Below are 23,090 nucleotides of genomic sequence, written 5' to 3'. Positions count from 1 at the left end.
CTCGCGAATGCGGTGTATCAGTCAAAAATTCTTGTCTGACGCACCGCATTCGCGAGCAAGCCCGCTCCCACATCTACTTTGTACTGGCCATAAACTTGTACACATACTTGTAACTATCGGTGCCATTTATATGTGCAATCCATATTACTCCGCACCAAAACGTAACACTCCTCTCCCCACACTCTATGCCTGTTGAATAGAGTGCTTTTCTGGCAAAAAATTAATTCCTGTTTAAGCGGTCAATTTATATCGCTTTAGATTCAACCGGTTATTAATCAAATCCGCTAAAACGAAATTAACCACAGTTTCCATAGATCAAAAACTGGCACGCAGTTGGCTTAGGGTGAAATGCGCTTTGTATACAATAAATACAAAACTTACATACACTTTGCCATCCGCCGCTTTGCTGCAGATGCGCTGGAGCCTGCCGGAATGCGTACAAGCCTCTCGAATCCCGTCGCACTGGATCTGCCCTCCTCCCCCCTGAGCCCCGGCCCGTTGGTGCTCAGCCCGCGCCTGCACAACAAGGACCTGGCGCCCACCAAGGCCGAAGGCCGACGCTGGGGGTGCTACAGCATCTTCGCGCTGTGGACCAACGACGTGCACAACATCGCCAACTATTCGTTTGCCATCGGCTTGTACGCGCTGGGCCTGGGCGGCTGGCAGATCCTGTTATCCCTCGGGATAGGCGCCGCGCTGGTGTACTTCTTCATGAACTTGTCGGGGTACATGGGCCAGAAAACCGGCGTGCCGTTTCCGGTGATGAGCCGCATCAGCTTCGGCATTCACGGCGCGCAGATTCCGGCGCTGATTCGCGCGGTGATTGCGATTGCCTGGTTTGGGATACAGACCTACCTGGCTTCGGTGGTTTTCCGCGTGCTGCTGTCGGCGATTCATCCCGGGTTTGCCGAATACGACCACAACGCTATCCTTGGCCTGTCGACGCTTGGCTGGGCATGTTTTGTCGCGATCTGGTTTGTGCAGTTGGCGATCCTTGCGTACGGCATGGAAATGGTACGCCGCTATGAAGCGTTCGCCGGGCCGGTGATTCTGGTCACGGTGGCCGCACTGGCTGGCTGGATGTACTTTCAGGTCGGCGGCAACATTGCCTGGTCGATACGCGAGCCGCTCAGCGGTGGTGAAATGTGGCGCAATATCTTCGCCGGCGGCGCGTTGTGGCTGACCATCTACGGCACGCTGATCCTCAATTTCTGCGACTTCGCCCGTTCCTCGCCGTGCCGCAAAACCATTCAGGTTGGCAACTTCTGGGGCCTGCCGGTCAACATTCTGGTATTCGCCGCGATCACCGTGCTGCTATGCGGCGGGCAATTCCAGCTCAATGGCCGGGTGATCGAGAGCCCGACCGAAATCATCGCCGCCATCCCGAATACCTTCTTTCTGGTGCTGGGTTGCCTGGCGTTCCTGATCGTCACCGTGGCGGTGAACATCATGGCCAACTTCGTGGCACCGGCGTTTGTGCTGAGCAACCTGGCGCCCAAGTACCTCAACTTCCGCCGCGCCGGGCTGATCAGCGCCACCCTGGCGGTGCTGATACTGCCGTGGAACCTCTACAACAGCCCGCTGGTGATTGTGTATTTCCTCTCCGGGCTCGGCGCGCTGCTGGGGCCGTTGTACGGGGTGATCATGGTCGATTACTGGCTCATCCGTAAAAGCCGGGTAGATGTGCTGCAGTTGTATAGCGAAGACCCGAACGGCGTTTATTACTACAGCCGCGGGGTCAATTTACGTGCGGTAGCGGCGTTTGTTCCTGCGGCGCTGATCGCGATTCTGCTGGCGCTGTTGCCCGGTTTCGCCAGCGTTGCACCGTTTTCCTGGATGTTTGGCGCCGGTATTGCAGGGCTGCTGTACCTGCTGATCGCCGAGCGCCAGCCGTTCTACGCCGATGTCAGCGGCGAAAGCATTGCAGTCGATAACGTCAGTCATTAATCAAGGACACTCCATGCGTATCCTCGTGGTCAACGTCAACACCACCGCATCCATCACCGAAACCATCGCCCAGCAAGCGCGAGCCGTGGCCGCGCCGGGCACCGAGATCGTCGGGCTCACGCCGTACTTTGGCGCGGAGTCGGTGGAAGGAAACTTTGAAAGCTACTTGGCGGCCATCGCGGTGATGGACCGGGTGATGGCCTACGACCAGCCGTTTGATGCGGTGATCCAGGCCGGTTATGGCGAGCATGGCCGTGAAGGCTTGCAGGAATTGTTGAATGTGCCAGTAGTGGACATCACCGAAGCCGCGGCCAGCACGGCGATGTTTTTGGGGCACGCTTATTCGGTGGTCACCACACTCGACCGGACCGTGCCGCTGATTGAAGACCGGCTGAAACTCGCCGGCCTCTACCAGCGCTGCGCTTCGGTGCGCGCCAGCGGCATGGCGGTGCTGGAGTTGGAAGAAGACCCGCGGGCGGCGATGGAAGCCATCGTGCGCCAGGCCGAACTGGCGATCAGTGAAGACAAGGCCGAAGTGATCTGCCTGGGCTGCGGCGGCATGGCGGGGCTGGATGAGCAGATTCGGTATCGCACCGGCGTGCCGGTGGTGGATGGCGTGACGGCGGCGGTGACGATTGCCGAATCGCTGGTGCGGTTGGGGTTGTCGACGTCGAAGATCCGAACCTATGCGACACCTCGGCCGAAGAAAATCATTGGCTGGCCGGGGCAGTTTGGGCGGTAGACCGCATCGCGGCCATCGCGGGCAAGCCCGGCTCCCACAGTTGATCGCGTTTCCAGCTTGAAACGCACTCCCCTGTGGGAGCTGGCTTGCCTGCGATAGCGGCACCTCGGTCCCCCGCCATGATCAAACCGCACTGAATCGCTGGCCCAAGCACTGCTCTGCAAACCGCTCAATGATGAAGTCCACAAAAGCCCGGGTCTTGCCGGGCAGCAGTTTGTGTTCGGCGTAGTAGATGGAAATGTTGCCGTCGTCGACGTACCAGTCAGGCAACACCCTCACCACCGCGCCACTGTCCAGAAACGGCACGGCCATCGGCATGCTCACCAGCGCAATACCCAAACCCTGGGCGCTGGCGCAGCAGGCGGCTTCGGAGTCGCTCATGGTCATGCCGGGCCTGAGCACCAGCGGGCGATGCTCGCGCTCCAGGCTGGTGAGGTGCCAGGAGCGCACGCGGCCGGTTTGCGGCGAGCGGATCAGAATGCCCAGGCAGCGCGACAGGTCTTCGGGTGTTTGCACGTTTGGGCGTTGTGCCAAGTAATCCGGCGACGCTACCAACACCCGATGCGCCGGCGTGAGCTTGCGCGCCACCACGCCTTGGGGCAGCTCAAAACCACCGCCGATCGCTGCATCAAACCCCTGGCCGATCAGGTCCACTTGGCGGTTATCGAAATGCCAGTCCGGGCTGATGTCCGGAAACCGCCGCATGAACTCCCCCAGCAACGGCACGACGTAACGATTGCCGAACACGGTGCCCATGCTGACCTTGAGCGTGCCCACCGGGCGCCCCTCGGCGCTGGCCAGGTTAGCCACCGCATTCTGGATGGTGGTGAGGCTGCCGCTGACTTCGTCGAGAAACAGCTTGCCGGCTTCCGTCAGGGTCAGGCGACGCGTACTACGCTGGAACAGCCGAACGCCCAGGCGTGCTTCCAGCTTGGCGACGCTTTTTCCCACTGCCGCCGGTGTCAGGCTCAAGTGCCGCGCGGCCTCGGCGAAGCTGCCACCTTCAGCGCTGCGCACAAAGCATTCGATACTGCCAAAGCTCTCCATACCGCCCCACTCTAAACTTTTGGTTTACACAGACTATAGCAATCACGGTCTACCGGGGCGCGGCGGTGAAGTCGATACTCGGTTTCAACAACAAGGCACTCCGCCTTGAACGACCAGGAGATCGACATGACCACACAAGACCTCAGCGGCAAAATCGCCTTGATTCAAGGCGGCTCCCGCGGCATCGGCGCCGCCATCGTCAAGCGCCTCGCCGCGCAAGGTGCAGCCGTCGCCTTTACCTACGTCAGCTCGGCGGCCAAGGCTGAAGAACTGCAAAACAGCGTGATCAGCGCTGGCGGCAGAGCCCTGGCAATTCGCGCCGACAGCGCCGATGCCGACGCGATCCGCCATGCCGTCAACGCCACCGTCGAAGCCTTTGGCCGCATCGACATTCTGGTGAACAACGCCGGCGTGCTGGCCATCGCGCCGCTGGAAGACTTCACGCTGGAAGATTTTGACCAGACCCTGGCGATCAACGTGCGCAGTGTGTTTATTGCGACTCAGGAAGCGGCCAGGCATATGGGCGAAGGCGGCCGGGTGATCAACATCGGCAGCACCAACGCTGAGCGCATGCCGTTTGGTGGCGGTGGGCCCTATGCGATGAGCAAGGCGGCGCTGGTGGGGTTGACCAAGGGTTTGGCGCGGGACTTGGGGCCGCGTGGCATAACGATCAATAACGTGCAGCCAGGGCCGGTGGACACCGACATGAACCCGGCGAACAGTGACTTTGCCGAAAGCTTGATCGGGTTGATGGCGGTTGGGCGGTATGGGCATGTGGAGGAGATTGCCAGCTTTGTGGCGTACCTTGCAGGGCCGGAAGCGGGGTATATCACCGGTGCAAGCTTGACCATTGATGGTGGTTTCAGCGCCTGAGCCAGCATGGAAGCTGGCTTGTGTGGGATCTGGCTTGCCTGCGATGGCGGTGTACCAGGGCCAGATGTATGGCTGACTCACCGCCATCGCAGGCAAGCCAGCTCCCACATTTTTTTGACTGCGTTTTGATCAGGGAAGTGGCGGCAAGCCATACGCAGCCAGATCAAAGTCCGCCAGTTTGCGGATGATCTGGTCAGCATGGTCGTACTTGCTGTCCGCCATGGCCTCATCCGGCACGGCGATCGCCGTCATGTTGGCGGCTTTGGCGGCGGTCACGCCAAACGGCGAATCTTCGAACACCAGGCAATCCTCGGGCGCAACGCCCAAGCGGCGGGCAGCGGTGAGGAAGATGTCTGGCGCAGGTTTGGCCGCGCCTACTTCAGGGTCATCCGCCGTGACAATAGTGCCGAACAGGCTAAACCACTCGCGGTGCTGCGTGGTCTTGTGGCCAAACGAATTGCGCGACGAACTGGTGCCCACGGCAATCGGAATGTTGTGCGCGTGCAAGTGCCGCACCAACGCTTCAGCGCCGGGCATGCCCAGCGCCTTGGGGAAACGCTCGCTCATCAGCGGCTCGCGAATCGTCAGAAACTCGGCCGAGGTGATCGGCAAGTCCAGCGCCTTGACCACGTAATCGGCCAGGTCCTGCGCGCCGCGCCCGATGATGTGCTGCTTGATGCCCCAGTCGTAGGTACGGCCGTAACGTTCGGCGATGATCTGCGTGACTTCGGTGTAGATGCCTTCGGTATCCAGCAACAACCCGTCCATATCGAAAATCACGGCCTTGATCGGACCGACTGCAGTACGTGGTGCATTCATCACAACAAAACCCTGGGCGAAGACTAAAAGGATTCAGCACAATAACGGCCGCGCTTACCGCCAGGCAACCCTTTAGACTGTCTGCCTGCCCTTTCGAAGTGCCCGCGATGCTCTACCGCCTAGCCGCCGACAGCCTGGTGCTGTTTCACCTCAGCTTTATCCTCTTCGTGCTGTTTGGCGGGCTGCTGGCCCTCAAATGGCGGCGCGTGATGTGGCTGCACCTGCCCGCCGCTGCCTGGGGCGTGGCGGTGGAAGTGTTTCACCTGCCCTGCCCGCTGACCCGGTGGGAAAACCTGTTTCGCTACCTCGCCGGGCAAGACGGTTACGGCGGTGGCTTTATCGAGCATTACATCCTTGCGCTGATCTACCCGGCCGGGCTGACCCCGAATATTCAATTGGTACTCGGGGCCGTTGTATTGCTGATCAATATAGCGGTGTATGTGCGCCTGATCCGACGCGCTTCGGCAAGCAGCCCAAACCACCACAGTTAGCGCATCCGCTAGCCACCCGTTTAACCAGCCACCCAGGGAAGGTTTGCTGCATTACGTACAGGATTGAGACAGCTGCGCTGGTGAAGAATCAGACTCCCTCATTCCGTTCGCAGACGCACCCATGTCCGAAGCCTTTGAAGTCCCCAGCCCCCACGAAAAACACGTCGAACACACCACCGAACATGCCCACGGCCGTGGTGACAATTTCGCCAGCCGCATCGCCGTAATGACCGCGCTGATGGCCACCCTCGGCGCCATGCTCAGCTATCAGGCGGGCTCCACCGAAAGCGAAGCGGCGATGGACAAGAACAACGCGGCCATCATCAAGACTGAAGCGGCCAACCAGTGGAATTACTACCAGGCCAAATCCAGCCGCCAGAACCTGGCGGAACTGGCCACGCATATTCCCGGCGTGGACGCGGCGCATTACAAGGATGAGATCGAGCGCTACAAGGGCCAGAAGGAAGAGGTGCGCAAACAGGCCGAGAAGCTTGAGGCAACGTCGAAGGAATGGGATGAGAAATCGGAAGCAGCGCTGCACCAGCACCACCGTTGGGCACAGGCGATGACCGCGATTCAGATCGCGATTTCGCTGGCGGCAATTACGTTGTTGACGCGCAAGGAATGGTTGAAGCGTATGTCGTATTCAGCCGGCGGCGTGGCCATGGTGTTAGGTGGTTTGGCTTGGCTGCACCTCTGACTGACTGAACGCGGTCAAACATGTGGGAGCTGGCTTGCCTGCGATGGCGGTGGTTCAGGAGCAAATGTGCAAGCTGACCCGGCGCTTTCGCAGGCAAGCCAGCTCCCACATTGGCTTTGCGGTGTTTTGGGAGTTGGGCTCGGCCATCGCATCGCTATATAGTGAAACGCCTAACGATCAGCGCAGCTTGAGTGCGAGGAACGCACGGTGAGTGCACAACCCGCATGCCAGGCTGTGGATTCCGGAAACCAGATCGCCCACCCGAGCAAGCCTTACGGCGCTTTTTACGAAGACTTACTCGCACAAGGAAACCCCATGGAACACTCCACCCAATTCCCCGAGCTGTTGTTTTCATACGGCACTCTGCAAGACAAAGCCGTACAACTCGCCAACTTCGGCCGCGAACTGGTCGGCCAGCCAGACGCGATGCTCGGCTATTCGCAAAGCTTTGTCGAAATCACCGACCCCGACGTACTCGCCACCAGCGGCAAGACCCATCACCCCATCGTCGCGCCCGCCACTGAACAGGCCGCCAGCGTTGAGGGCATGGTGTTTCAGATAAACGAGCAAGAGCTGGCGGCGGCGGATGCCTATGAAGTGTCGGACTACAAGCGGGTGTCGGTCGCGCTGGCGTCGGGCCTGACCGCGTGGGTGTACGTTCAGGCGTAAAAATGAAACTTTCGGATAATTGATTTCAATCTGCTATTGCGGCGATTAAAGTGGCGCCCCCTTCGAGAAGTGGATCTCGATTTTTTACCCATGGAGTTACCCCGTGAAGTACATCAGTAAAGTCGCTGCAGCCGCTGTTCTTGGTTTCACCCTCGCTGGCTGCACCGGCACCGCCATCAAATCCCCGCAATACGACCGCAGCCAATACACCGTGTTGGGCCACAGCGAAGCCAGCGCCACCGGCATCATGCTGTTCGGTCTCATCCCGATCGGCCAGAACAGCCGTTTCGTGCGCGCCCAGGATGCTGCTATCAAGGCGAAAGGCGGTGATGCACTGATCAACACTCAGGTGCAGGAAAACTGGTTCTGGGCGTGGGTACTCAGCGGCTACACCACCAGGATTTCGGGTGATGTGATCAAGCTGAAAACTGCGCAGTAAGCGTCATGGTTTGAAAAGTGCCGGGCATTGCCTGGTGTCTTTCTGGTGAGCGATAAAGCGCTTATTCAGAAATGAGAAAGGGCGGCCAAATCGGCCGCCCTTTTGCTTTGTAGAATGCTGCAATTGTTCCAGCGCCAGCCCCCTCCATGTCAGGTTCAAGCCTCAGGTGCCGAGGTGCGCATGCCAGAAGACCAAATCCATCAAATTGAGCAATGTCCTACACACCACTCAGAAGCGTAGGTCTGCCGCTTAAAAATCGCGAAGCTTATAGTCGCTCGGTCGCCCACAGGGCGATCGGGTTTGGCGACTCGACTACAAGACGGAATGCAAACGACGTTATTTCAGGCGATTGGCGTTTTTAGCCGTGGCTCATGAAAAAGCTTCGTTGTTATTTATCTTTGTCTTAATGGAGTCATTCATGAACCAATACATAGCCCTCACCAGCAACGACAGCGCCACCCCAGCCCTTTTTGTCGATACCACCGTGGCACTGGAAATCCTCCTCGACGCCGCAAGTTATCGGCTTCGTGCCGTTACTCAAGTGCTTGAAAACCTAGCACTCCGAAGTGAAATAAGCAGTGATGCGGTGGTCCTCAATGACTTTGCCCTGCTGTGCTCAATTCCGCTGCGCGATGGCTGCGATTTGCTGGATGTAATAGGACAGCGGATGGACACCCCGCAGACCTGAAAACGCTGCACTTCGCTCTAAAGCCGTGAAAAAAAAGGGGCTGATTTATCTATTCGCACAAGCGCGAACTCAAATAAATCGGCCCCTTTTTCAGTCGCAGGAACGCATTATGTTTCGAGGGCTTCCCGCAACTGATGCTCAACTCGGTTGCGCCCCAGTTTTTTGGCGCGATACAGAAAACAGTCGGCTTTTTCCAGCAGATCCATCGCTACCAATACGCCACGCTGGTGGCTGGAAATAACGCCTGCGCTGATGGTGAGCCTGCCAGCAGCGCTGCCAACGTGTTCAATTTTTGCAGCCTCTATCGCTGACCGCACTTGCTCGGCAACCTTCACGGCACCCGCAAGTTCTGTTTCTGGAAGCAGGATTACAAACTCCTCCCCACCATACCGGGCAGCGAGGTCGGCTGGACGATTTATATTTTTATCTATTAACGCTGCGACTTGCCTTAAGCATTCGTCGCCGACTACATGGCCATAGTGGTCGTTATATTGTTTGAACCAATCTATATCGATAAGGATGAGCGCTATGCTGTTTCCAGTGCGGCACGCTCTCGACCACTCTTGCGCCAGTGTCGCGTCAAAACACCTGCGGTTAGGTAACCCCGTAAGGCTGTCTGTTTTAGCAATGTGCTCCAAATTACCATGCGCAAGACGCAGCTCTTCTTCTGCCCCCAACAACCGTTGAATTTGTCGATAAAAGAGAAAGCCCAGGCTGGTCAGCACGACCATTATGAGCACCACCATAATCGATGCCTGATAGACGTACGTCCACCACGTTGCAAACACTGAGTCTAACGACAACCCTGCGGCAGCGACGATCGGGAGCCCGCGTATGCGGCTATAGGCATAGACCCGCTCTACGCCGTCCACGACGGACGTCAGGGTTGCTGTTCCGCTGTCGCTGTTTATTAAATATCGACTGTACAGCTCGCCTTTGGTGATATTAGTCGTCATTAGCGCGTCAATCATTGGTCGACGGGCCAGCAAATCGCCGCTGTTCAAAGCAAGCAGTATCACCCCTTGCTTGTCGACGTCCAAACGCTCAAAGAAACGTTGAAAGTATGCGACGGGTAACGTCGCCAAAACCACGCCACTGAAGCTGCCATCCGGGTATTCAGTTCGGCGGCTGACCGGGATAATCATGTCGCCAGTGGTGCGGCTTAAAATGACCTGGCCTATATGAATGGCCGTGCCAGGATGGTTTTTGTGGTAGATAAAATAGGAACGATCGCTGTTGTTCTTTGTGACCGTCTCCGAGGAAAACGAATTGACTACCCAGTCGCCGTTCTTATCGTAAATAAACAACCCTTGAATTCCGTCGATTGCCTCAACGTTGTCGGCCATTACTTTGGATAAACGAAGCCTCTGTTTGGCATCAAGTTCGTCATTTTCAACACGCTCTGCAAGGTTGCTGAGAATGTTCTCCGCCTGACGCAAGGTATCTCGAGCCTGCTGCTCGGAAGCCCGAACAATGTTGTGGACGGCAATTTTGGCATTTGCCATTCGTTCGTCCGCAGACTGCTTCAACTGCCAGGCAATTGCGCAAACCAGCATGACACAGACCAGAAGGATGAAAGCGATCAGGCCCACAGAGAGCGCTTTGGGTGTTAATCGACCAGACACGAACATTTTGGTTTTCATCAAACTCTTCTTAGTGTCGACGTGCTGAACCTGACGGTGAATATTTTCATTCACCAACAGCCAGGTTGAGCGTTCCCACGGCAATCAGGATACCGAGGCAATATGGGCTTAATAAGCCCATATTGCACGCTATGAACTAAGCAAGGCCAACGTTACGACACTGCTGGGGTGAGCATAGCCGGAACAACGGTGGGAGTTGGTACACCATCACGGGCCGTCTTTATTCCAAGGCACGCCGGTGTCTACGATCCCCGATGCAACCACCCGATTTGAATGGATACTCGAGGCGAGTCGTCTGGCGTTGCAGGACCAGCTCTCACAGTCATCCCTTGAACGGATTGAACGCTTCAAGAACGCCAGGAAAAAAAGCAATTCACGCTATAGACGACTGGTCTATTCGTTGATATTGTCACTGCACGTTCACTCGCCAGCAGGTCATTGTGATGAAAGCCCGCATCAGTCTATCGCCCTTGCATCCTCCTTAATGCTGAAGGTTCACCCGGACAATGCAGGTATCAACGAACTAATTAGACGCCCCACTAAGCAAGTGTTTTGAACACCGCCTGGCCGTTGTTTGCGCAACGGCATGACCACAGTACAGCCCACTGTAACCACCCGAGAACTGCGCTTATCCACCGATAGCGCAACGGGCGGCTTTTGCCTGGAAATGTCGCCCCCTAATTCACTGGAGCATCAAAACATGAACACTCTATGTACCGCCCGGCCGGTCGCCGCATATCAGGCTTCGGGCACAAAAGTTACTCAGCGTATCCACTTTTCCACTCCGGTTAATCAAGCGGAATTTGCCGAGAAGCCTCAAGGCCTTTCGATCACCCTCGCTGTCCTCTGCATCGTATTGGTGGCCCTCACACTGCGTCCCGCCATTGTTTCCGTCGGTCCGTTGATGCCTGGTTTGCTTCAGACTTTTGCGTTGTCGCACACCCAGGCCGCGCTGCTGACCGCCATTCCGACCTTGCTGATGGGCTTGCTGGCACTTCCCGTTCCCTGGCTCGCCCGCCGCTTCGGTCGTGACCGCGTCATTCTGGTAGCCCTCGCTGTACTGTGTGTCGCAACCGGGCTGCGCGCCTTCGTGGGCTCCATCGGGTTGCTGTTTCTCAGCACCGTAGGCGTCGGCGCAGGCATCGCAGTGGCCGGGGCCTTAATAGCCGGTTTTGTCAAAGCCAGCTATCCCAAGCAAGCCGCGATGCTAATGGGTGTATACGCCACCGCTCTAGCGCTTGGCAGCACCGTTGCCGCGGCACTCACCGGGCCATTGGCGGTTTGGGCCAACAATTGGCGAGTCAGTGCGGGCTTCTGGGCACTACCGGCGGTGATCTCGTTCGTCGCCTGGCTGTATATCGAACGCAAGGGACGCAGCGCTGAGCAGAGCAACATCACCACCACTCCACACAGCATGCCGCTGCGTAACCCGACGGCGTGGCTGATTGCAGTATTTTTCGCCTGCAACAATTTCATTTTCTATGCGTACATTTCCTGGATTGCTCCGATGTACGTTGATTTCGGTCGTACGCCGACGTCTGCGGGGTTAGTCCTGGCGAGCTTTACCCTGGCGTTTATGGTCGCCAACCCTGTGTTTGGATTATTGAGCCGAAACGAAGATCGGCGCGTGCTTTTAGCCGTGAGTTCAGGTATCGCACTCTTGGGCATAATCGCGACAGCAATAGCACCGCAGGCAATGCCTTTTGTGATGATCCCGATTATTGCGTTCGGGACGGGTGGGGCATTCACTTTGGGAATGACGTTGCCGTTGGACAACACCAAAACCTCAGGAGAGGCAAACGCGTGGAACGCGATGATATTGTTGTTCAGCTATGTTGTTGCAGCGGCAGGACCTTTATTGATGGGGTATTTACGAGACTTCACTGGCAGCTTCCACCCGTCTCTTTGGCTCATGGTGGGCGTAAGTTTGGTGATGGTGGTGCTCACACCGTTTCTGCAGCCGTATCGAGCACGCAGTAATGTTGTCTCTACGGTCGCGCTGCAACAGGTACCTGCTTAATGAGGGGCGCGATAAATGTGCAGGGTGCCATGACTCTGTCAACGCGCCTTTTCCATGATTCCTTAAGCCCCCGGCACATCGAGCCGCCAGGAACACGTACGCTTTGCGGGCTGATCGAGTCGGCCGGGGTCTTACCATCGACTCTCGGTCACGCGTCAGTGAGGTCGGCTATTTTTGTTGCCGATTGCCACTGAAATCTCTCAAATCTCTTACCGGCTCGAGTGCTTGCCAGACTCAACTCTGCGTCGCGAAACCTAGTCGCGCCCGCAACCCAGTGTGCTTTTCGCGATGTCTCATTCGTTTGAAATAGCCATGAGAAAAGCCGCGCAAAAAACTTTAAAATAACTGTAGACGACCGGTCTAATTGACCCTACAGTAGCCACACATTCACCCACCCAACAAAAGGAACACAGCGATGAACACCCGGACCAAGCTGGCTGCACTCATCTCCTCATTGGCGTTCATCGCCCATGTCGGCATCGCCGCCGCCCAGGACACCGCCGCGAGCGCACCGGCCAAAACCGTGGTGCTGGTTCACGGCGCCTTCGCCGACGGCTCGTCCTGGAACAAAGTGATTCCCCTGTTGCAAAAAGCCGGCTTGAAAGTCGTCGCTGTGCAGAACCCGCTGGACTCCCTGGCCGGCGACGTAGCGTTCACCAATCGCGCTATCAACGATGCCGACGGTTCGGTCGTGCTGGTGGGGCATTCCTGGGGCGGCGCGGTGATCACCGAAGCCGGTAACAACGACAAAGTTCACTCGCTGGTGTACGTCGCGGCTTTTGCTCCAGATGATGGTCAGTCCGCACTGGATACCGTCAAGGGCTATCCGAAGAGCTTGGGCCAGTCCTCTTTCGTCAAGGACGCGGCGGGTTATGTAAAAGTCAGCGATGAAGGCGTTGCCAAGTATTTCGCTGCGGATCTGCCACGCGAAGAACAAGTACTGGTGGCCGCCACCCAAGGCGCCCTGAACAGCCGCGCACTGAGTGAGCCGGTCCAGCACGCGGCTTGGCACACAGTCCCCTCGTTCGCCTTGATCGCAGGTAACGATGCAATCATTAACCCGCAACAGGAGCGGGATCAGGCCAAGCGCATGCATGCGGTGTCGGTAGAAGTACCCTCGAGCCACGTAGCGATGCTGTCCCATCCGCAACAAGTCGCGGACCTGATCATCAAGGCTGCCAAGTGATTTAATGCTGCCTACTTAATAGACGACCAGTCTAGTTGCAAGGCAATTGAATACATGCGGATCACCCGCTAAACCGGGGTTCGTCCATCAAGACGTGCAGATCCTGATTTCCCGACTCAATCAACTCAACATCATCAATTAAGGAAAAACACCATGCAAACGCTCTATACAGCAGTCGCTACCGCAACCGGTGGCCGTGATGGCCGCGCTGTTTCCAGTGACAACATTCTCGACGTAAAACTCTCCACTCCAAAAGCACTCGGCGGCGCCGGTGGCGAAGCTACCAACCCGGAGCAACTGTTTGCCGCGGGCTACTCGGCCTGCTTTATCGGTGCGCTGAAATTCGTCGCCGGTCAGAGCAAGCGCAGCATTCCTGCCGACGCTTCGATCACGGCTCATGTCGGCATTGGCCAGATCCCAGGCGGTTTCGGTCTGGACATTGACTTGAACATCAACCTGCCGGGTCTTGAGCAAGCCGACGCACAAGCGCTGGTGGATGCAGCTCACCAGGTTTGCCCCTATTCCAACGCCACTCGCGGCAACGTTGATGTGCGATTGCACGTAACCGTCTAACTCCACTGACCAGGAAGGATATGAACATGAATACTGTTGGCAAAATTTTGGCTGGCTCGCTTGTTTCTTTGTCGATCGGCAATGCTTTCGCAGCGACCGACACTGGCGTTGAGCACACCACCCAAGCGTTCCTCGATGCACTGAATGCCGGGACCGGCAAACCCATCGAGCAGCTTTCACCCAAGGATGCGCGGGCTGTTCTGACCGGAGCACAAGCCTCGGTCAAGCTGACCCTCCCCAAAGCGGATGTCAGCCAGAAGACAATTTCGGTCGATGGCCAAAACATCAGCCTGACCATCGTGCGTCCGGCAGGCGTGAAAGGCACGCTGCCCGTGTTCATGTACTTCCACGGTGGCGGTTGGGTGCTGGGCGACTACCCGACACACGAGCGGCTGGTGCGGGATTTGGTCGCGGGCTCCGGTGCTGTGGCGGTGTTCGTCAACTACACGAGCTCACCGGAAGCGCATTACCCGGTTGCAATCAACCAGGCCTACGCAGCAACCCAATGGGTGGCTGAACACGGCAAGGAAATCAACGTGGACGGCAAACGCCTGGCCGTTGTGGGTAACAGCGTCGGCGGCAACATGGCGGCCGTCGTCAGCCTGATGGCCAAGGACAAGGGCACCCCGGCAATTCGCTATCAGGTGCTGCTGTGGCCGGTGACCGATGTCAACTTTGATACCGGTTCCTACAACCAGTTCGCCGAGGGCCACTTCCTCACTCGCAACATGATGAAGTGGTTCTGGGACAACTACACCACGGACACTGAACAACGCGCCCAGATCTACGCATCCCCCCTGCGCGCAACCTTGGATCAGTTAAAAGGGCTGCCACCTGCTCTGGTGCAAACCGCCGGTGCCGACGTCCTGCGTGACGAGGGTGAGGCTTACGCTCGCAAACTGGATCAAGCCGGCGTGCCGGTCACCGCGGTTCGCTACAACGGCATGATTCACGATTACGGTCTGTTGAACGTGGTCAGCCAGGTCCCAGAAGTACGGTCTGCGATGTTGCAAGCATCGCAAGAGTTGAAGGCTCACCTTAAGTGACAGCGGTACTGGCCGGATGAGTCTTGACTGCCTCGCCTGCCCAGAATGCCGACATTAACTCGGTGATTTTCACCACCACACCTGCAGAGGCTTGAACATCATGAACTGGTAATCGAAGCACTCATCCTCCATGAAATGCCGACCTTTATGGTCGGCTTTTTCGTTACCCGCCTGAGAGTCCACTGCGTGAGCATCACTGCCAATCCGCTGTATGACGCGCGTAAAATGAAACTCTTAGTAGACCGATCAACTATTAGGGACTACCATTTCTCTATGAATATTCCAAAGACTCGCGAAACATCCGACGTCCGCCAGGGAATACTCGATGTAGGCCAGCGCATAATGGCCGCCAAAGGGTATTCCGCCGTGGGCCTGAACGAGATCCTGGCCACCGCCGGTGTGCCTAAGGGCTCCTTTTATCACTATTTCGGTTCCAAAGACGCGTTTGGCGAAGCCATGCTCGAGAGCTATTTCGAGGCCTACCTCGATGATATCGATCGCACGCTTGCTCAGCCCAACCTGACGATGGCGCAGCGGCTACTGAACTACTTTCACCTCTGGCAGGACACCCAGTCCTTTCATGATTGCCAGGGCAAGTGCCTGGCGGTGAAGTTGGGCGTGGAAGTTGCCGACCTGTCCGAAGCCATGCGTGCTGTGCTCATGCGAGGTACGGCCGGGATTGCCGATCGCCTGGCGAACGCCATTGAGATCGGTGTGGCTGAGGGTTCACTGACCATCACCGGTAACCCTCATGACGTCGCGCAGAGCCTCTATCAATTGTGGGTCGGGGCCAGCGTTATGGTGAAGATCACCAAGAGTGTCAAACCCTTCGACACTGCGATGGCAATCACCCGCCAGATTCTTAACCTGCCTTGATTCATGACGTGAGCAGTGTGTCGCTCATCGCGGCGCTGCAGTGCACTGCTCACAGTCATCTCCAACATTAATTTATCGCCTTTTCGCTGCTTCTCTGTCCCTGGTAACAACCCTCGGAAAGCGTCACGCGAAAAAACCTTAAAATAAGTGTAGACGACCGGTCTAGTTGATCTTAGAGTAGCCACACATTCATCTACCCGACAAAAGAGATACCGCGATGAACACCCGTACCAGGCTGGCCGCACTCATCTCCTCATTAACGTTTGTCGCCCATGTCGGTATCGCCGCCGCCCAGAACACCGCCGCAAGCGCACTCGCCAAAACCGCGGTGCTGGTTCACGGCGCTGCCCAGTAATTTAATGTTGCACACCATATAGACGACCAGTCTATTTAATTCGCTCGAAAATTTGTCGTGATCCCACGATCCCACACTGAAAACAGGACGCTCAACATGAAAATTCTTATGGTACTGACCTCCCACGACACCCTGGGCAACACGGGCCGCAAGACCGGTTTCTGGCTGGAAGAGCTGGCAGCCCCCTACTACGCCTTTCTAGAAGCCAACGCCGACATCGTCCTGGCCTCGCCAAAAGGCGGCCAGCCACCACTGGATCCGAAAAGCAACGAGCCATCGTTCCAGACCGACGTGACCCGCCGCTTCGAGAAAGACGCCGCGGCGACCGCACAGCTCGCCAACACCGTGCGGCTGGACAGCGTTTCGCAAGCTGATTTCGACGCCGTGTTCTACCCAGGCGGCCACGGCCCACTGTGGGACCTGGCGGAAGACCCTAAGTCGATTCAACTGATCGAAGCATTCCTGGCTGCCGGCAAGCCTGCTGCCCTGGTGTGCCACGCTCCCGGCGTACTGCGCCACGTGAAAAAGCCTGACGGCACTCCGCTGGTCGCTGGCAAAAAAGTTGCTGGTTTCACCAACACCGAGGAAGAGGCGGTAGGCCTGACCAACGTCGTGCCCTTCCTGGTTGAAGACATGCTGATCGCCAATGGCGGCGTCTACTCCAAGGGCGCTGACTGGTCCTCCTACGTCGTCAGCGACGGCCTGCTGATTACCGGCCAGAACCCGGGTTCTTCCACCGAAGCCGCTCAGGTCCTGATCGCCAAGCTGAACTCGCTCAAGGCCTGAGCCCGCCCCCACGGGACTTGTCTTAGCTATCCGCAGCCCCATCCGGGACTGCGGTGCCAGCCACTCGATACCCTGGAGGCACCACGATCACGTTCAATCTGGAACGCATCAAAGCCGCCGGCTGGCTTAAGGAGCCAACTACATCGGTGATCAGTGGGTAGCGGCGGATCATGCAATGTCTACGGTGTCATTGACCCGGCCACCGAAGCACAATTTGTACAAGCTTCCTCGGGTTGTGCTCGGCAATATGAGCGGTGGTGAAACTGATAGTTATTTGCTATCGAAGCCTAAGATTTGATGAATTTGTAGATATCATTTCGATGATCAATAATCCTTCCAAGCCGACTAGCCGGCAGCTCCACGTCCGACCTGAGAGAGATTGAGCATGAGCCAGAACAAAGTCCTTACAACCGCCAGCGGTGCTCCCGTTGCAGACAACCAGAATTCCCGTTCCGCCGGCCCACGTGGCCCCTTGCTGCTCGACGATTTTCACCTGATCGAGAAGCTTGCTCACTTCAACCGTGAGAATATCCCCGAGCGTCGCGTACACGCCAAGGGCTCGGGTGCTTACGGCACCTTCACGGTCACTCAAGATATTACGCAGTACACCAGCGCCAAGCTGTTCGACTCCGTCGGCAAGCAAACCCCAACCTTCCTGCGATTTTCCACCGTCGGTGGTGAACGTGGTTCGGCTGATACCGAGCGCGACCCACGTGGTTTCGCCCTGAAGTTCTACACCGAAGAAGGCAACTGGGACATCGTGGGCAACAATACCCCCGTGTTCTTCATTCGCGACCCATTGAAGTTCCCCGACTTCATCCACACCCAGAAGCGCCTGCCGCAAAGCAACTTGAAGAGCGCGCAGATGATGTGGGACTTCTGGTCGCACTCCCCAGAGGCGCTGCACCAGGTCACTATCCTGTTTTCGGACCGTGGTATCCCTGATGGCTATCGCCACATGCACGGCTTCGGCAGTCACACCTACAGCCTGATCAACGCCAAGGGCGAGCGTCACTGGGTCAAGTGGCACTACAAGACCAAACAAGGGATCAAGAACCTGGCACCGGCTGAAGCTGCACGCCTGGCCGGTACTGATCCGGATTACGCCCAGCGCGATCTGTTTGGTGCGATCGAGCGCGGTGATTTCCCGAAATGGCGCGTCTGCATTCAGATCATGACCGAGGCCCAGGCCAACGCTCATTACGAGAACCCTTTTGACGTGACCAAGACCTGGTCGCAGAAGGAGTTCCCATTGATCGAAGTCGGCGAGTTGGAACTGAACCGCAACCCGCAGAACTACTTCGCTGAAGTCGAGCAGGCTGCGTTCGGCCCAAGCAACATGGTTCCAGGTGTAGGCCTGTCGCCAGACCGTATGCTGCAAGGTCGCGTTTTCGCGTATGCGGATGCTCACCGTTACCGCGTCGGTACCAATCACCAGCAACTGCCGGTGAATACCCCGCGCAACCCAGTGAACAGCTACCAGCGTGATGGTTCGATGGCCTTCGGCAGCAACGGTGGTGCTGCGCCTAACTACGAGCCAAATAGCTACTCGGATGCACCGAAGCAGGCGCCACAGTACGCAGAGCCGGCATTGGCCCTTGGCGGTGCTGCTGATCGCTACGATCATCGTGAAGACGACGATTACTACAGCCACGCTGGCGCGCTGTTCCGCCTGATGAATAATGAGCAGAAAGCCTTGCTCACCAACAACATCGCCGGCGCGATGGCCGGGGTTTCCCGCGACGTGGTTGATCGTCAGCTGCAACACTTCTTCCGCGCTGACCCGGCGTACGGAGAAGCTATCGCAAAGGCATTGGACGCACAGGCTAACTAGCCTTAACGAAAAGCAAAACCGCCCTCATCCGGGCGGTTTTTGCGTTATTCAAACAACTTTTATAAGAATGCCTTCGCTTTTATCGCGCACGCGGCGTAATCAAATCTGACGCCAAAATCCAGCCCTGCACTTCTTCCCCCACCCAGCCAACCCAACGCGCGCCCAGCGAGACTGATTTAGGGACGGTACCTTCGTCGATGTACCTCTGACGGCCCAGACCACGATTAAAAAAGAATAGTTCGTACGATGGCAGGCTTAAGGGGCCCTCGAAGCGGACCGCGCGAAATCTGAGAGGGGGGACAAATGGGGGGGACAAAATCATCAGACAAGAAAAAGCCCCGTAAAACGGGGCTTTTTCTTAATAATGTGGCGGTGAAGGAGAGATTCGAACTCTCGATACAATTTCTTGTATACACACTTTCCAGGCGTGCTCCTTAAGCCACTCGGACACTTCACCGTATCTCGTCAAACCAGTTCAGTCTGTCGAGGCGCGCTAATGTAGTCGAAAGCCTTTCTGATGGCAAAGGTTTTTTTTAGAATTTTCATGCGCTTAGACGGCTATGCCGTGACGCGCCCGGCGAGGGCGTTGATTCTGCCATTCTCCGGCATCGGCGGCAGGTGTTTGGGGCGGTTGCTGCGCCCTGCCCAAGGGTGTCTATGCTTGGGGATGCAGGAAAAGTCTGACTGAGCAGTCAGTCACGGCGCTTTACCGGGGCGGGCGTGGTGGGTAACGTCTGCGCATGCATGCCTATAAACAGCCTCTCTATAACAAGCCCTACAAGGAACCGCGTCATGAGTGAGTTGATCTCCTACCACCTCGAAGACGGTATCGCGACACTGACCTTGAGCAACGGCAAGGTGAATGCCATTTCTCCGGCGGTGGTCGCTGAGTTTAATGCGGCGCTGGATCAGGCCGAGAAGGATCGGGCGGTGGTGATCATCACTGGCACGCCGGGGATTTTGTCGGGTGGTTATGATTTGAAGGTGATGACGGCCGGGCCTAAAGAGGCGATTGGCTTGGTGACCTCCGGCTCTACGCTGGCGCGTCGTCTGTTGTCGCATCCGTTCCCGGTGATTGTGGCGTGCCCTGGGCATGCGGTGGCCAAGGGCGCGTTCCTGTTGTTGTCGGCAGACTACCGGATTGGCGTGGAAGGCCCGTTCAGCATTGGCCTGAATGAGGTGGCGATTGGCATGACCATGCACCACGCCGGGATTGAGCTGGCGCGGGATCGCCTGCGCAAGTCGGCGTTTCATCGTTCGGTGATCAATGCGGAGATGTTTGACCCGCAGGGCGCGCTCGGCGCGGGCTTCCTCGATAAAGTGGTCGCTCCCGAAGAACTGCCCGCGGCGGCGCTGGAAGCGGCGCGTCAGTTGAAGAAAATCAATATGAATGCGCACAAGCACACCAAATTAAAAGTACGCAAGGCGCTGCTGGAAGCCTTGGACGATGCAATCATCCAGGATCAGACTCACTTCTGAATCGATTCCTACATCAGCTATGCCAAAGCCCGACCTTGAGTCGGGCTTTTTCTTACAACTTAATCAGAAATGGCCGTAGCCGCTCTGGCTGGGCTGTGCTGGCACTTGTTGAAACATATGCTTAAACATCGCCTATCTCCCACGTCAGTCGGGGCAATTGCCGAATACAGTGCACAACCGTACACTGCGCCAAATTTTGTCCCGACGGGCTGTGTCGATGCTTTTTGTGTTTCGTATGTTGTTGATGGGCCTGCACTTTATGCTCGCCGGTGTGCTGGGCGTGCTGCTGGGGATTTGTCGGCCGTTCAATCCGGATAACGGTCGCCTGTGCGCGCGCCTTTATGGGGTGCCTGCGATGTGGTTGTTGCGGCTGAGGGTTAAGGCGGATGTCGATTCGCTGCGAAACAAGCCCGGCAGTTGCGTGATCATTGCCAACCATCAGTCCAACTACGACCTGTTTGTGCTGGGCACCGTAGTGCCTTACCGCACGGTGTGTATTGCCAAGAAGAGCCTTAAATGGGTGCCGTTGTTCGGCCAGTTGTTCTGGCTGGCGGGCAATGTGTTGATCGACCGGGGCAATGCGCACAAGGCGCGTCGCGCGATGTTGACCACCACGCATACCTTGCAGCATGAGGACACGTCGATCTGGGTGTTTCCGGAGGGCACGCGCAACCTGGGCAAAGGGTTGTTGCCGTTCAAGAAAGGCGCGTTTCATATGGCGATTGCGGCGGGTGTGCCGATTGTTCAGGTGTGCGTGAGCAATTACGTCAACCATATGCAGCTGAATCGCTGGGACAGCGGTGATGTACTCATACGTTCGTTAGCGCCGATTCCTACGTCTGGCATGACTGCAGATGACGTGCCTCACTTGATGCAGCGTTGTCAGGAACAGATGGATGAATGCATCCAGGCAATGGACCGCGAGTTGCAAGCCGCTTGGATGCCGGCGCGCTTGTAATTTGGGGGGGCTTCGCACCCCGGCGCAAGCAAGCTTGCTCGCCACAAAAAACGCGTCTCTACCACCGTAACAACGGAACGTCATTCAGGCTAAGCTGCCCAACATCAGTCCTCCCAACAAGAAGCGATCAGCACCATGGGTAGAGTTGTTGCGGCAGCTGTCTACAGCGCCGGTAAGAAAGTCACGGATATCACCCTCGACGAGGGCGCAGCGTGGGCTGCCAAACCCGGTCACTTTGTGTGGATCGGCCTGGAAGAGCCCGACGCCCAGGAGCTGGCCAACTTGCAACGCCAGTTCAACCTGCATGAGCTGGCCATCGAAGACGCCCTGGAAAAACACAGCCGCCCGAAGCTTGAAACCTTCGGCGACGCACTGTTTATCGTCACCTATTCACCGGTGCGCGAGAACGGCAAGCTGGAGTTTATCGAAACCCATATCTTTGCCGGCAGCGGCTACATCATCACTGCGCGCAACGGGCATTCGGCGTCCTACGGCTTTGTGCGCCAGCGCTGTGAGGCGCGGCCGCTGTTGCTGGAGCATGGGGAAGATTTCGTACTCTATGCGCTGCTGGATTTCGTCACCGAAAACTACCAGCCAGTGAGCGAGGCGATACACGCCGAGATCGATGAGCTGGAGCGTAATGTGCTGTGCAGCTCGCTCAGTGAACGCGACATCCAGAAGATCCACGGCCTGCGCCGCGATGTGCTGCGGCTCAAGCGTTATGTGGCGCCAATGGTAGAGATCAGCCAGGAATTGCAGAAACTGAGCTTTCCGTTTATCGACAAGAACATGCGCCCGTATTTCCGGGACGTGCAGATCCACGTGACGCGGCAGATGGAAGACCTCACCACCCTGCGCGATATCGCCAGCCAAACCATCGAGATCGGTGTGTTGCTGGAGGCTTCGCGGCAAAGCGTGGTGCAGCGCAAGTTCGCCGCATGGGCAGCAATTTTGGCGTTCCCCACGGCGGTGGCGGGGATTTATGGGATGAACTTCCAGAACATGCCCGAGCTGCAATGGCACTACGGCTACTTTGCGGTGCTCGGGTTTATTGCGGTGGGCTGCACCAGTTTGTGGGCCAGCTTTAAACGGTCGGGCTGGCTTTAAGCGCCAGCTTCCGGCTTGTGCGCCACGAAGCGCATCATCCACTCCGCCACGGTGGCGCCGTGGTGGTCGCGCTCAAGGCTGGCGACACCGTGGGTGTATACCTTTTCTCCGAGGGTTGTCTGAAGAATCTCCAGCAGCTCGCGGGAATAGTCGTGGACGAATTCCGGGTGGCCCTGGAAGCACAGCACTTGGTCTTCGATGTGGTACGCCGCAAACGGGCAAAAATCGCTGGAGGCGATAACTGTGGCGTTTTCCGGCAAGGTGGTGACCTGGTCCTGATGGCTGATCAGCAGGGTCAGTTCTTCCACCACCGGGCTCATCCACGGCGCCTTGGCGTTCAGTTTGTAGTCATGGATGCCCATGCCCCAGCCTTTGCTGGCGCGCTCGGTTTTGCCGCCCAACAACAGCGCCAGTAACTGGTGACCGAAGCAGACGCCGAGCAATTTGTCACCGCGTGCGTAGCGCTCAAGCAGGTAGGTTTTGAGGGTTTGGATCCACGGATCGGTGCCGAAGGAATCGGCCTTGCTGCCAGTGATGAGGTAGGCGTCGAACACTTCATCATCCGAAGGGTATTCACCCTGCACCACGTTGTAGACCACAAACTCGGCGGCAATCGGCTGTTTGGAAAACAGACGCTTGAACATCTGCCCGTACCCTTGGTACTGATCGATCAAACCTGGACGCAGGATATCGGTTTCCAGGATACAGACGCGTAGCGACATAAAAAATACCTGACACGGTGATGGGAATAATGCACACCTCAGAGCCTGCCTTGAAATACCCCTGCAAAGCAAGTCCCAGTGGATGCTCCC

At 57.2% G+C, this 23,090-nt stretch carries 24 protein-coding genes and 1 tRNA gene; 19 read left to right on the top strand and 6 right to left on the bottom strand.

Translation table 11 applies throughout. The features are described from left to right. Window positions 1–432: 432 nt before the first annotated feature. Entirely contained in the window at window positions 433–1,947 is a 1,515-nt protein-coding gene (locus ACP7A2_RS21185; RefSeq protein ID WP_426135797.1) for an NCS1 family nucleobase:cation symporter-1, read from the top strand. A gap of 13 nt (window positions 1,948–1,960) precedes the next feature. After that, window positions 1,961–2,689, top strand: a complete 729-nt coding sequence (locus ACP7A2_RS21180) for an aspartate/glutamate racemase family protein (protein ID WP_426135796.1) — start codon at window positions 1,961–1,963, stop codon at window positions 2,687–2,689. Between the two features lie 123 nt (window positions 2,690–2,812). Here the strand turns inward: ACP7A2_RS21180 and ACP7A2_RS21175 are convergent, their stop codons facing one another. After that, entirely contained in the window at window positions 2,813–3,736 is a 924-nt protein-coding gene (locus ACP7A2_RS21175; protein WP_426135795.1) for a LysR substrate-binding domain-containing protein, read from the bottom strand. A 126-nt stretch (window positions 3,737–3,862) separates the two neighbouring features. Between ACP7A2_RS21175 and ACP7A2_RS21170 the strand changes: the two genes are divergently transcribed. Further along, window positions 3,863–4,609, top strand: a complete 747-nt coding sequence (locus tag ACP7A2_RS21170) for a 3-oxoacyl-ACP reductase family protein (protein ID WP_426135794.1) — start codon at window positions 3,863–3,865, stop codon at window positions 4,607–4,609. Between the two features lie 129 nt (window positions 4,610–4,738). Here ACP7A2_RS21170 and ACP7A2_RS21165 read toward each other — a convergent pair whose 3' ends face one another. Beyond that, on the bottom strand, window positions 4,739–5,428 hold the full coding sequence (locus tag ACP7A2_RS21165; protein WP_426135793.1) for an HAD-IA family hydrolase: 690 nt from the start codon (window positions 5,426–5,428) through the stop codon (window positions 4,739–4,741). A gap of 107 nt (window positions 5,429–5,535) precedes the next feature. On the opposite strand from ACP7A2_RS21165, the gene ACP7A2_RS21160 reads away from it, so the two are divergent. The 5 genes from ACP7A2_RS21160 to ACP7A2_RS21140 all read left to right on the top strand — a co-directional run bounded on the left by ACP7A2_RS21160 (window position 5,536) and on the right by ACP7A2_RS21140 (window position 8,415). Continuing rightward, the gene (locus tag ACP7A2_RS21160; RefSeq protein ID WP_426135792.1) at window positions 5,536–5,919 is read left to right on the top strand and encodes a DUF2784 domain-containing protein; all 384 of its coding nucleotides are present in this window, start codon (window positions 5,536–5,538) and stop codon (window positions 5,917–5,919) included. A 121-nt stretch (window positions 5,920–6,040) separates the two neighbouring features. Continuing rightward, the gene (locus ACP7A2_RS21155) at window positions 6,041–6,619 is read left to right on the top strand and encodes a DUF4337 domain-containing protein (RefSeq protein ID WP_426135791.1); all 579 of its coding nucleotides are present in this window, start codon (window positions 6,041–6,043) and stop codon (window positions 6,617–6,619) included. A gap of 315 nt (window positions 6,620–6,934) precedes the next feature. Further along, complete coding sequence (locus ACP7A2_RS21150) at window positions 6,935–7,288, top strand: gamma-glutamylcyclotransferase family protein (protein ID WP_348058928.1); 354 nt, start codon at window positions 6,935–6,937, stop codon at window positions 7,286–7,288. 103 nt (window positions 7,289–7,391) lie between these two features. Then, the gene (locus ACP7A2_RS21145) at window positions 7,392–7,727 is read left to right on the top strand and encodes a hypothetical protein (RefSeq protein WP_426135790.1); all 336 of its coding nucleotides are present in this window, start codon (window positions 7,392–7,394) and stop codon (window positions 7,725–7,727) included. Window positions 7,728–8,145: 418 nt separating this feature from the next. Next, on the top strand, window positions 8,146–8,415 hold the full coding sequence (locus tag ACP7A2_RS21140; protein WP_426135789.1) for a short-chain dehydrogenase: 270 nt from the start codon (window positions 8,146–8,148) through the stop codon (window positions 8,413–8,415). A 107-nt stretch (window positions 8,416–8,522) separates the two neighbouring features. On the opposite strand, the gene ACP7A2_RS21135 is transcribed toward ACP7A2_RS21140, so the two are convergent. Then, on the bottom strand, window positions 8,523–10,058 hold the full coding sequence (locus ACP7A2_RS21135) for a sensor domain-containing diguanylate cyclase (RefSeq protein ID WP_426135788.1): 1,536 nt from the start codon (window positions 10,056–10,058) through the stop codon (window positions 8,523–8,525). A 700-nt stretch (window positions 10,059–10,758) separates the two neighbouring features. On the opposite strand from ACP7A2_RS21135, the gene ACP7A2_RS21130 reads away from it, so the two are divergent. The 8 genes from ACP7A2_RS21130 (at window position 10,759) to ACP7A2_RS21095 (ending at window position 18,734) form a co-directional block, all read left to right on the top strand. Further along, window positions 10,759–12,078 carry a CynX/NimT family MFS transporter gene (locus tag ACP7A2_RS21130; protein ID WP_426135787.1) on the top strand — a complete coding sequence of 440 codons (1,320 nt, stop codon included), beginning with the start codon at window positions 10,759–10,761 and terminating at the stop codon, window positions 12,076–12,078. A gap of 415 nt (window positions 12,079–12,493) precedes the next feature. Further along, a complete protein-coding gene (locus ACP7A2_RS21125; RefSeq protein WP_426135786.1) occupies window positions 12,494–13,264 on the top strand; it encodes an alpha/beta fold hydrolase in 771 nt (256 codons plus the stop codon). A gap of 153 nt (window positions 13,265–13,417) precedes the next feature. Further along, window positions 13,418–13,837: an organic hydroperoxide resistance protein gene (locus ACP7A2_RS21120; RefSeq protein ID WP_426135785.1), complete on the top strand. Its 420-nt coding sequence runs from the start codon at window positions 13,418–13,420 to the stop codon at window positions 13,835–13,837. A 26-nt stretch (window positions 13,838–13,863) separates the two neighbouring features. Beyond that, a complete protein-coding gene (locus tag ACP7A2_RS21115; protein WP_426135784.1) occupies window positions 13,864–14,883 on the top strand; it encodes an alpha/beta hydrolase in 1,020 nt (339 codons plus the stop codon). A gap of 273 nt (window positions 14,884–15,156) precedes the next feature. After that, window positions 15,157–15,759, top strand: coding sequence for a TetR/AcrR family transcriptional regulator (locus tag ACP7A2_RS21110; protein WP_426135798.1), 603 nt, complete (start codon window positions 15,157–15,159; stop codon window positions 15,757–15,759). Between the two features lie 217 nt (window positions 15,760–15,976). Beyond that, complete coding sequence (locus ACP7A2_RS21105) at window positions 15,977–16,114, top strand: hypothetical protein (RefSeq protein WP_426135783.1); 138 nt, start codon at window positions 15,977–15,979, stop codon at window positions 16,112–16,114. A gap of 96 nt (window positions 16,115–16,210) precedes the next feature. Continuing rightward, window positions 16,211–16,900 carry a type 1 glutamine amidotransferase domain-containing protein gene (locus ACP7A2_RS21100; RefSeq protein WP_426135782.1) on the top strand — a complete coding sequence of 230 codons (690 nt, stop codon included), beginning with the start codon at window positions 16,211–16,213 and terminating at the stop codon, window positions 16,898–16,900. A 385-nt stretch (window positions 16,901–17,285) separates the two neighbouring features. Continuing rightward, complete coding sequence (locus ACP7A2_RS21095; RefSeq protein WP_426135781.1) at window positions 17,286–18,734, top strand: catalase; 1,449 nt, start codon at window positions 17,286–17,288, stop codon at window positions 18,732–18,734. Window positions 18,735–18,813: 79 nt separating this feature from the next. Here ACP7A2_RS21095 and ACP7A2_RS21090 read toward each other — a convergent pair whose 3' ends face one another. Together ACP7A2_RS21090 and ACP7A2_RS21085 are read right to left on the bottom strand one after the other, a co-directional pair. Next, on the bottom strand, window positions 18,814–19,056 hold the full coding sequence (locus ACP7A2_RS21090; RefSeq protein ID WP_426135780.1) for an AlpA family phage regulatory protein: 243 nt from the start codon (window positions 19,054–19,056) through the stop codon (window positions 18,814–18,816). A gap of 45 nt (window positions 19,057–19,101) precedes the next feature. Beyond that, window positions 19,102–19,191 (bottom strand) — tRNA-Ser (locus tag ACP7A2_RS21085). Between the two features lie 335 nt (window positions 19,192–19,526). On the opposite strand from ACP7A2_RS21085, the gene ACP7A2_RS21080 reads away from it, so the two are divergent. From ACP7A2_RS21080 to ACP7A2_RS21070, 3 genes are all read left to right on the top strand, one after another. Then, window positions 19,527–20,213, top strand: coding sequence for a crotonase/enoyl-CoA hydratase family protein (locus tag ACP7A2_RS21080; RefSeq protein ID WP_426135779.1), 687 nt, complete (start codon window positions 19,527–19,529; stop codon window positions 20,211–20,213). A gap of 217 nt (window positions 20,214–20,430) precedes the next feature. Continuing rightward, on the top strand, window positions 20,431–21,171 hold the full coding sequence (locus tag ACP7A2_RS21075; protein ID WP_426135778.1) for a 1-acylglycerol-3-phosphate O-acyltransferase: 741 nt from the start codon (window positions 20,431–20,433) through the stop codon (window positions 21,169–21,171). Window positions 21,172–21,306: 135 nt separating this feature from the next. Further along, a complete protein-coding gene (locus ACP7A2_RS21070; RefSeq protein ID WP_348055866.1) occupies window positions 21,307–22,278 on the top strand; it encodes a magnesium and cobalt transport protein CorA in 972 nt (323 codons plus the stop codon). On the opposite strand, the gene ACP7A2_RS21065 is transcribed toward ACP7A2_RS21070, so the two are convergent. Continuing rightward, window positions 22,275–23,000, bottom strand: a complete 726-nt coding sequence (locus ACP7A2_RS21065) for an amidotransferase (RefSeq protein WP_426135777.1) — start codon at window positions 22,998–23,000, stop codon at window positions 22,275–22,277. The two genes, ACP7A2_RS21070 and ACP7A2_RS21065, sit on opposite strands and share 4 nt — an antisense overlap. Between the last annotated feature and the right edge of the window lie 90 nt (window positions 23,001–23,090).

Origin of the sequence: Pseudomonas sp. PWP3-1b2, from assembly GCF_049896045.1 — a bacterium.
GTDB lineage: Bacteria > Pseudomonadota > Gammaproteobacteria > Pseudomonadales > Pseudomonadaceae > Aquipseudomonas > Aquipseudomonas antarctica_B.
The sequence above is the reverse complement of the archived record's forward strand: the minus strand, read 5'-3'. Positions and strand labels throughout refer to the sequence as shown.

Bases quoted from the DNA above. Each gene is read 5' to 3' on its own strand.
- ACP7A2_RS21185 (WP_426135797.1), top strand. From the start codon at position 433: ATGCGTACAAGCCTCTCGAATCCCGTCGCACTGGATCTGCCCTCCTCC.
- ACP7A2_RS21180 (WP_426135796.1), top strand. From the start codon at position 1,961: ATGCGTATCCTCGTGGTCAACGTCAACACCACCGCATCCATCACCGAA.
- ACP7A2_RS21175 (WP_426135795.1), bottom strand. From the start codon at position 3,736: ATGGAGAGCTTTGGCAGTATCGAATGCTTTGTGCGCAGCGCTGAAGGT.
- ACP7A2_RS21170 (WP_426135794.1), top strand. From the start codon at position 3,863: ATGACCACACAAGACCTCAGCGGCAAAATCGCCTTGATTCAAGGCGGC.
- ACP7A2_RS21165 (WP_426135793.1), bottom strand. From the start codon at position 5,428: ATGAATGCACCACGTACTGCAGTCGGTCCGATCAAGGCCGTGATTTTC.
- ACP7A2_RS21160 (WP_426135792.1), top strand. From the start codon at position 5,536: ATGCTCTACCGCCTAGCCGCCGACAGCCTGGTGCTGTTTCACCTCAGC.
- ACP7A2_RS21155 (WP_426135791.1), top strand. From the start codon at position 6,041: ATGTCCGAAGCCTTTGAAGTCCCCAGCCCCCACGAAAAACACGTCGAA.
- ACP7A2_RS21150 (WP_348058928.1), top strand. From the start codon at position 6,935: ATGGAACACTCCACCCAATTCCCCGAGCTGTTGTTTTCATACGGCACT.
- ACP7A2_RS21140 (WP_426135789.1), top strand. From the start codon at position 8,146: ATGAACCAATACATAGCCCTCACCAGCAACGACAGCGCCACCCCAGCC.
- ACP7A2_RS21135 (WP_426135788.1), bottom strand. From the start codon at position 10,058: ATGAAAACCAAAATGTTCGTGTCTGGTCGATTAACACCCAAAGCGCTC.
- ACP7A2_RS21130 (WP_426135787.1), top strand. From the start codon at position 10,759: ATGAACACTCTATGTACCGCCCGGCCGGTCGCCGCATATCAGGCTTCG.
- ACP7A2_RS21125 (WP_426135786.1), top strand. From the start codon at position 12,494: ATGAACACCCGGACCAAGCTGGCTGCACTCATCTCCTCATTGGCGTTC.
- ACP7A2_RS21120 (WP_426135785.1), top strand. From the start codon at position 13,418: ATGCAAACGCTCTATACAGCAGTCGCTACCGCAACCGGTGGCCGTGAT.
- ACP7A2_RS21115 (WP_426135784.1), top strand. From the start codon at position 13,864: ATGAATACTGTTGGCAAAATTTTGGCTGGCTCGCTTGTTTCTTTGTCG.
- ACP7A2_RS21110 (WP_426135798.1), top strand. From the start codon at position 15,157: ATGAATATTCCAAAGACTCGCGAAACATCCGACGTCCGCCAGGGAATA.
- ACP7A2_RS21105 (WP_426135783.1), top strand. From the start codon at position 15,977: ATGAACACCCGTACCAGGCTGGCCGCACTCATCTCCTCATTAACGTTT.
- ACP7A2_RS21100 (WP_426135782.1), top strand. From the start codon at position 16,211: ATGAAAATTCTTATGGTACTGACCTCCCACGACACCCTGGGCAACACG.
- ACP7A2_RS21095 (WP_426135781.1), top strand. From the start codon at position 17,286: ATGAGCCAGAACAAAGTCCTTACAACCGCCAGCGGTGCTCCCGTTGCA.
- ACP7A2_RS21090 (WP_426135780.1), bottom strand. From the start codon at position 19,056: ATGATTTTGTCCCCCCCATTTGTCCCCCCTCTCAGATTTCGCGCGGTC.
- ACP7A2_RS21080 (WP_426135779.1), top strand. From the start codon at position 19,527: ATGAGTGAGTTGATCTCCTACCACCTCGAAGACGGTATCGCGACACTG.
- ACP7A2_RS21075 (WP_426135778.1), top strand. From the start codon at position 20,431: ATGCTTTTTGTGTTTCGTATGTTGTTGATGGGCCTGCACTTTATGCTC.
- ACP7A2_RS21070 (WP_348055866.1), top strand. From the start codon at position 21,307: ATGGGTAGAGTTGTTGCGGCAGCTGTCTACAGCGCCGGTAAGAAAGTC.
- ACP7A2_RS21065 (WP_426135777.1), bottom strand. From the start codon at position 23,000: ATGTCGCTACGCGTCTGTATCCTGGAAACCGATATCCTGCGTCCAGGT.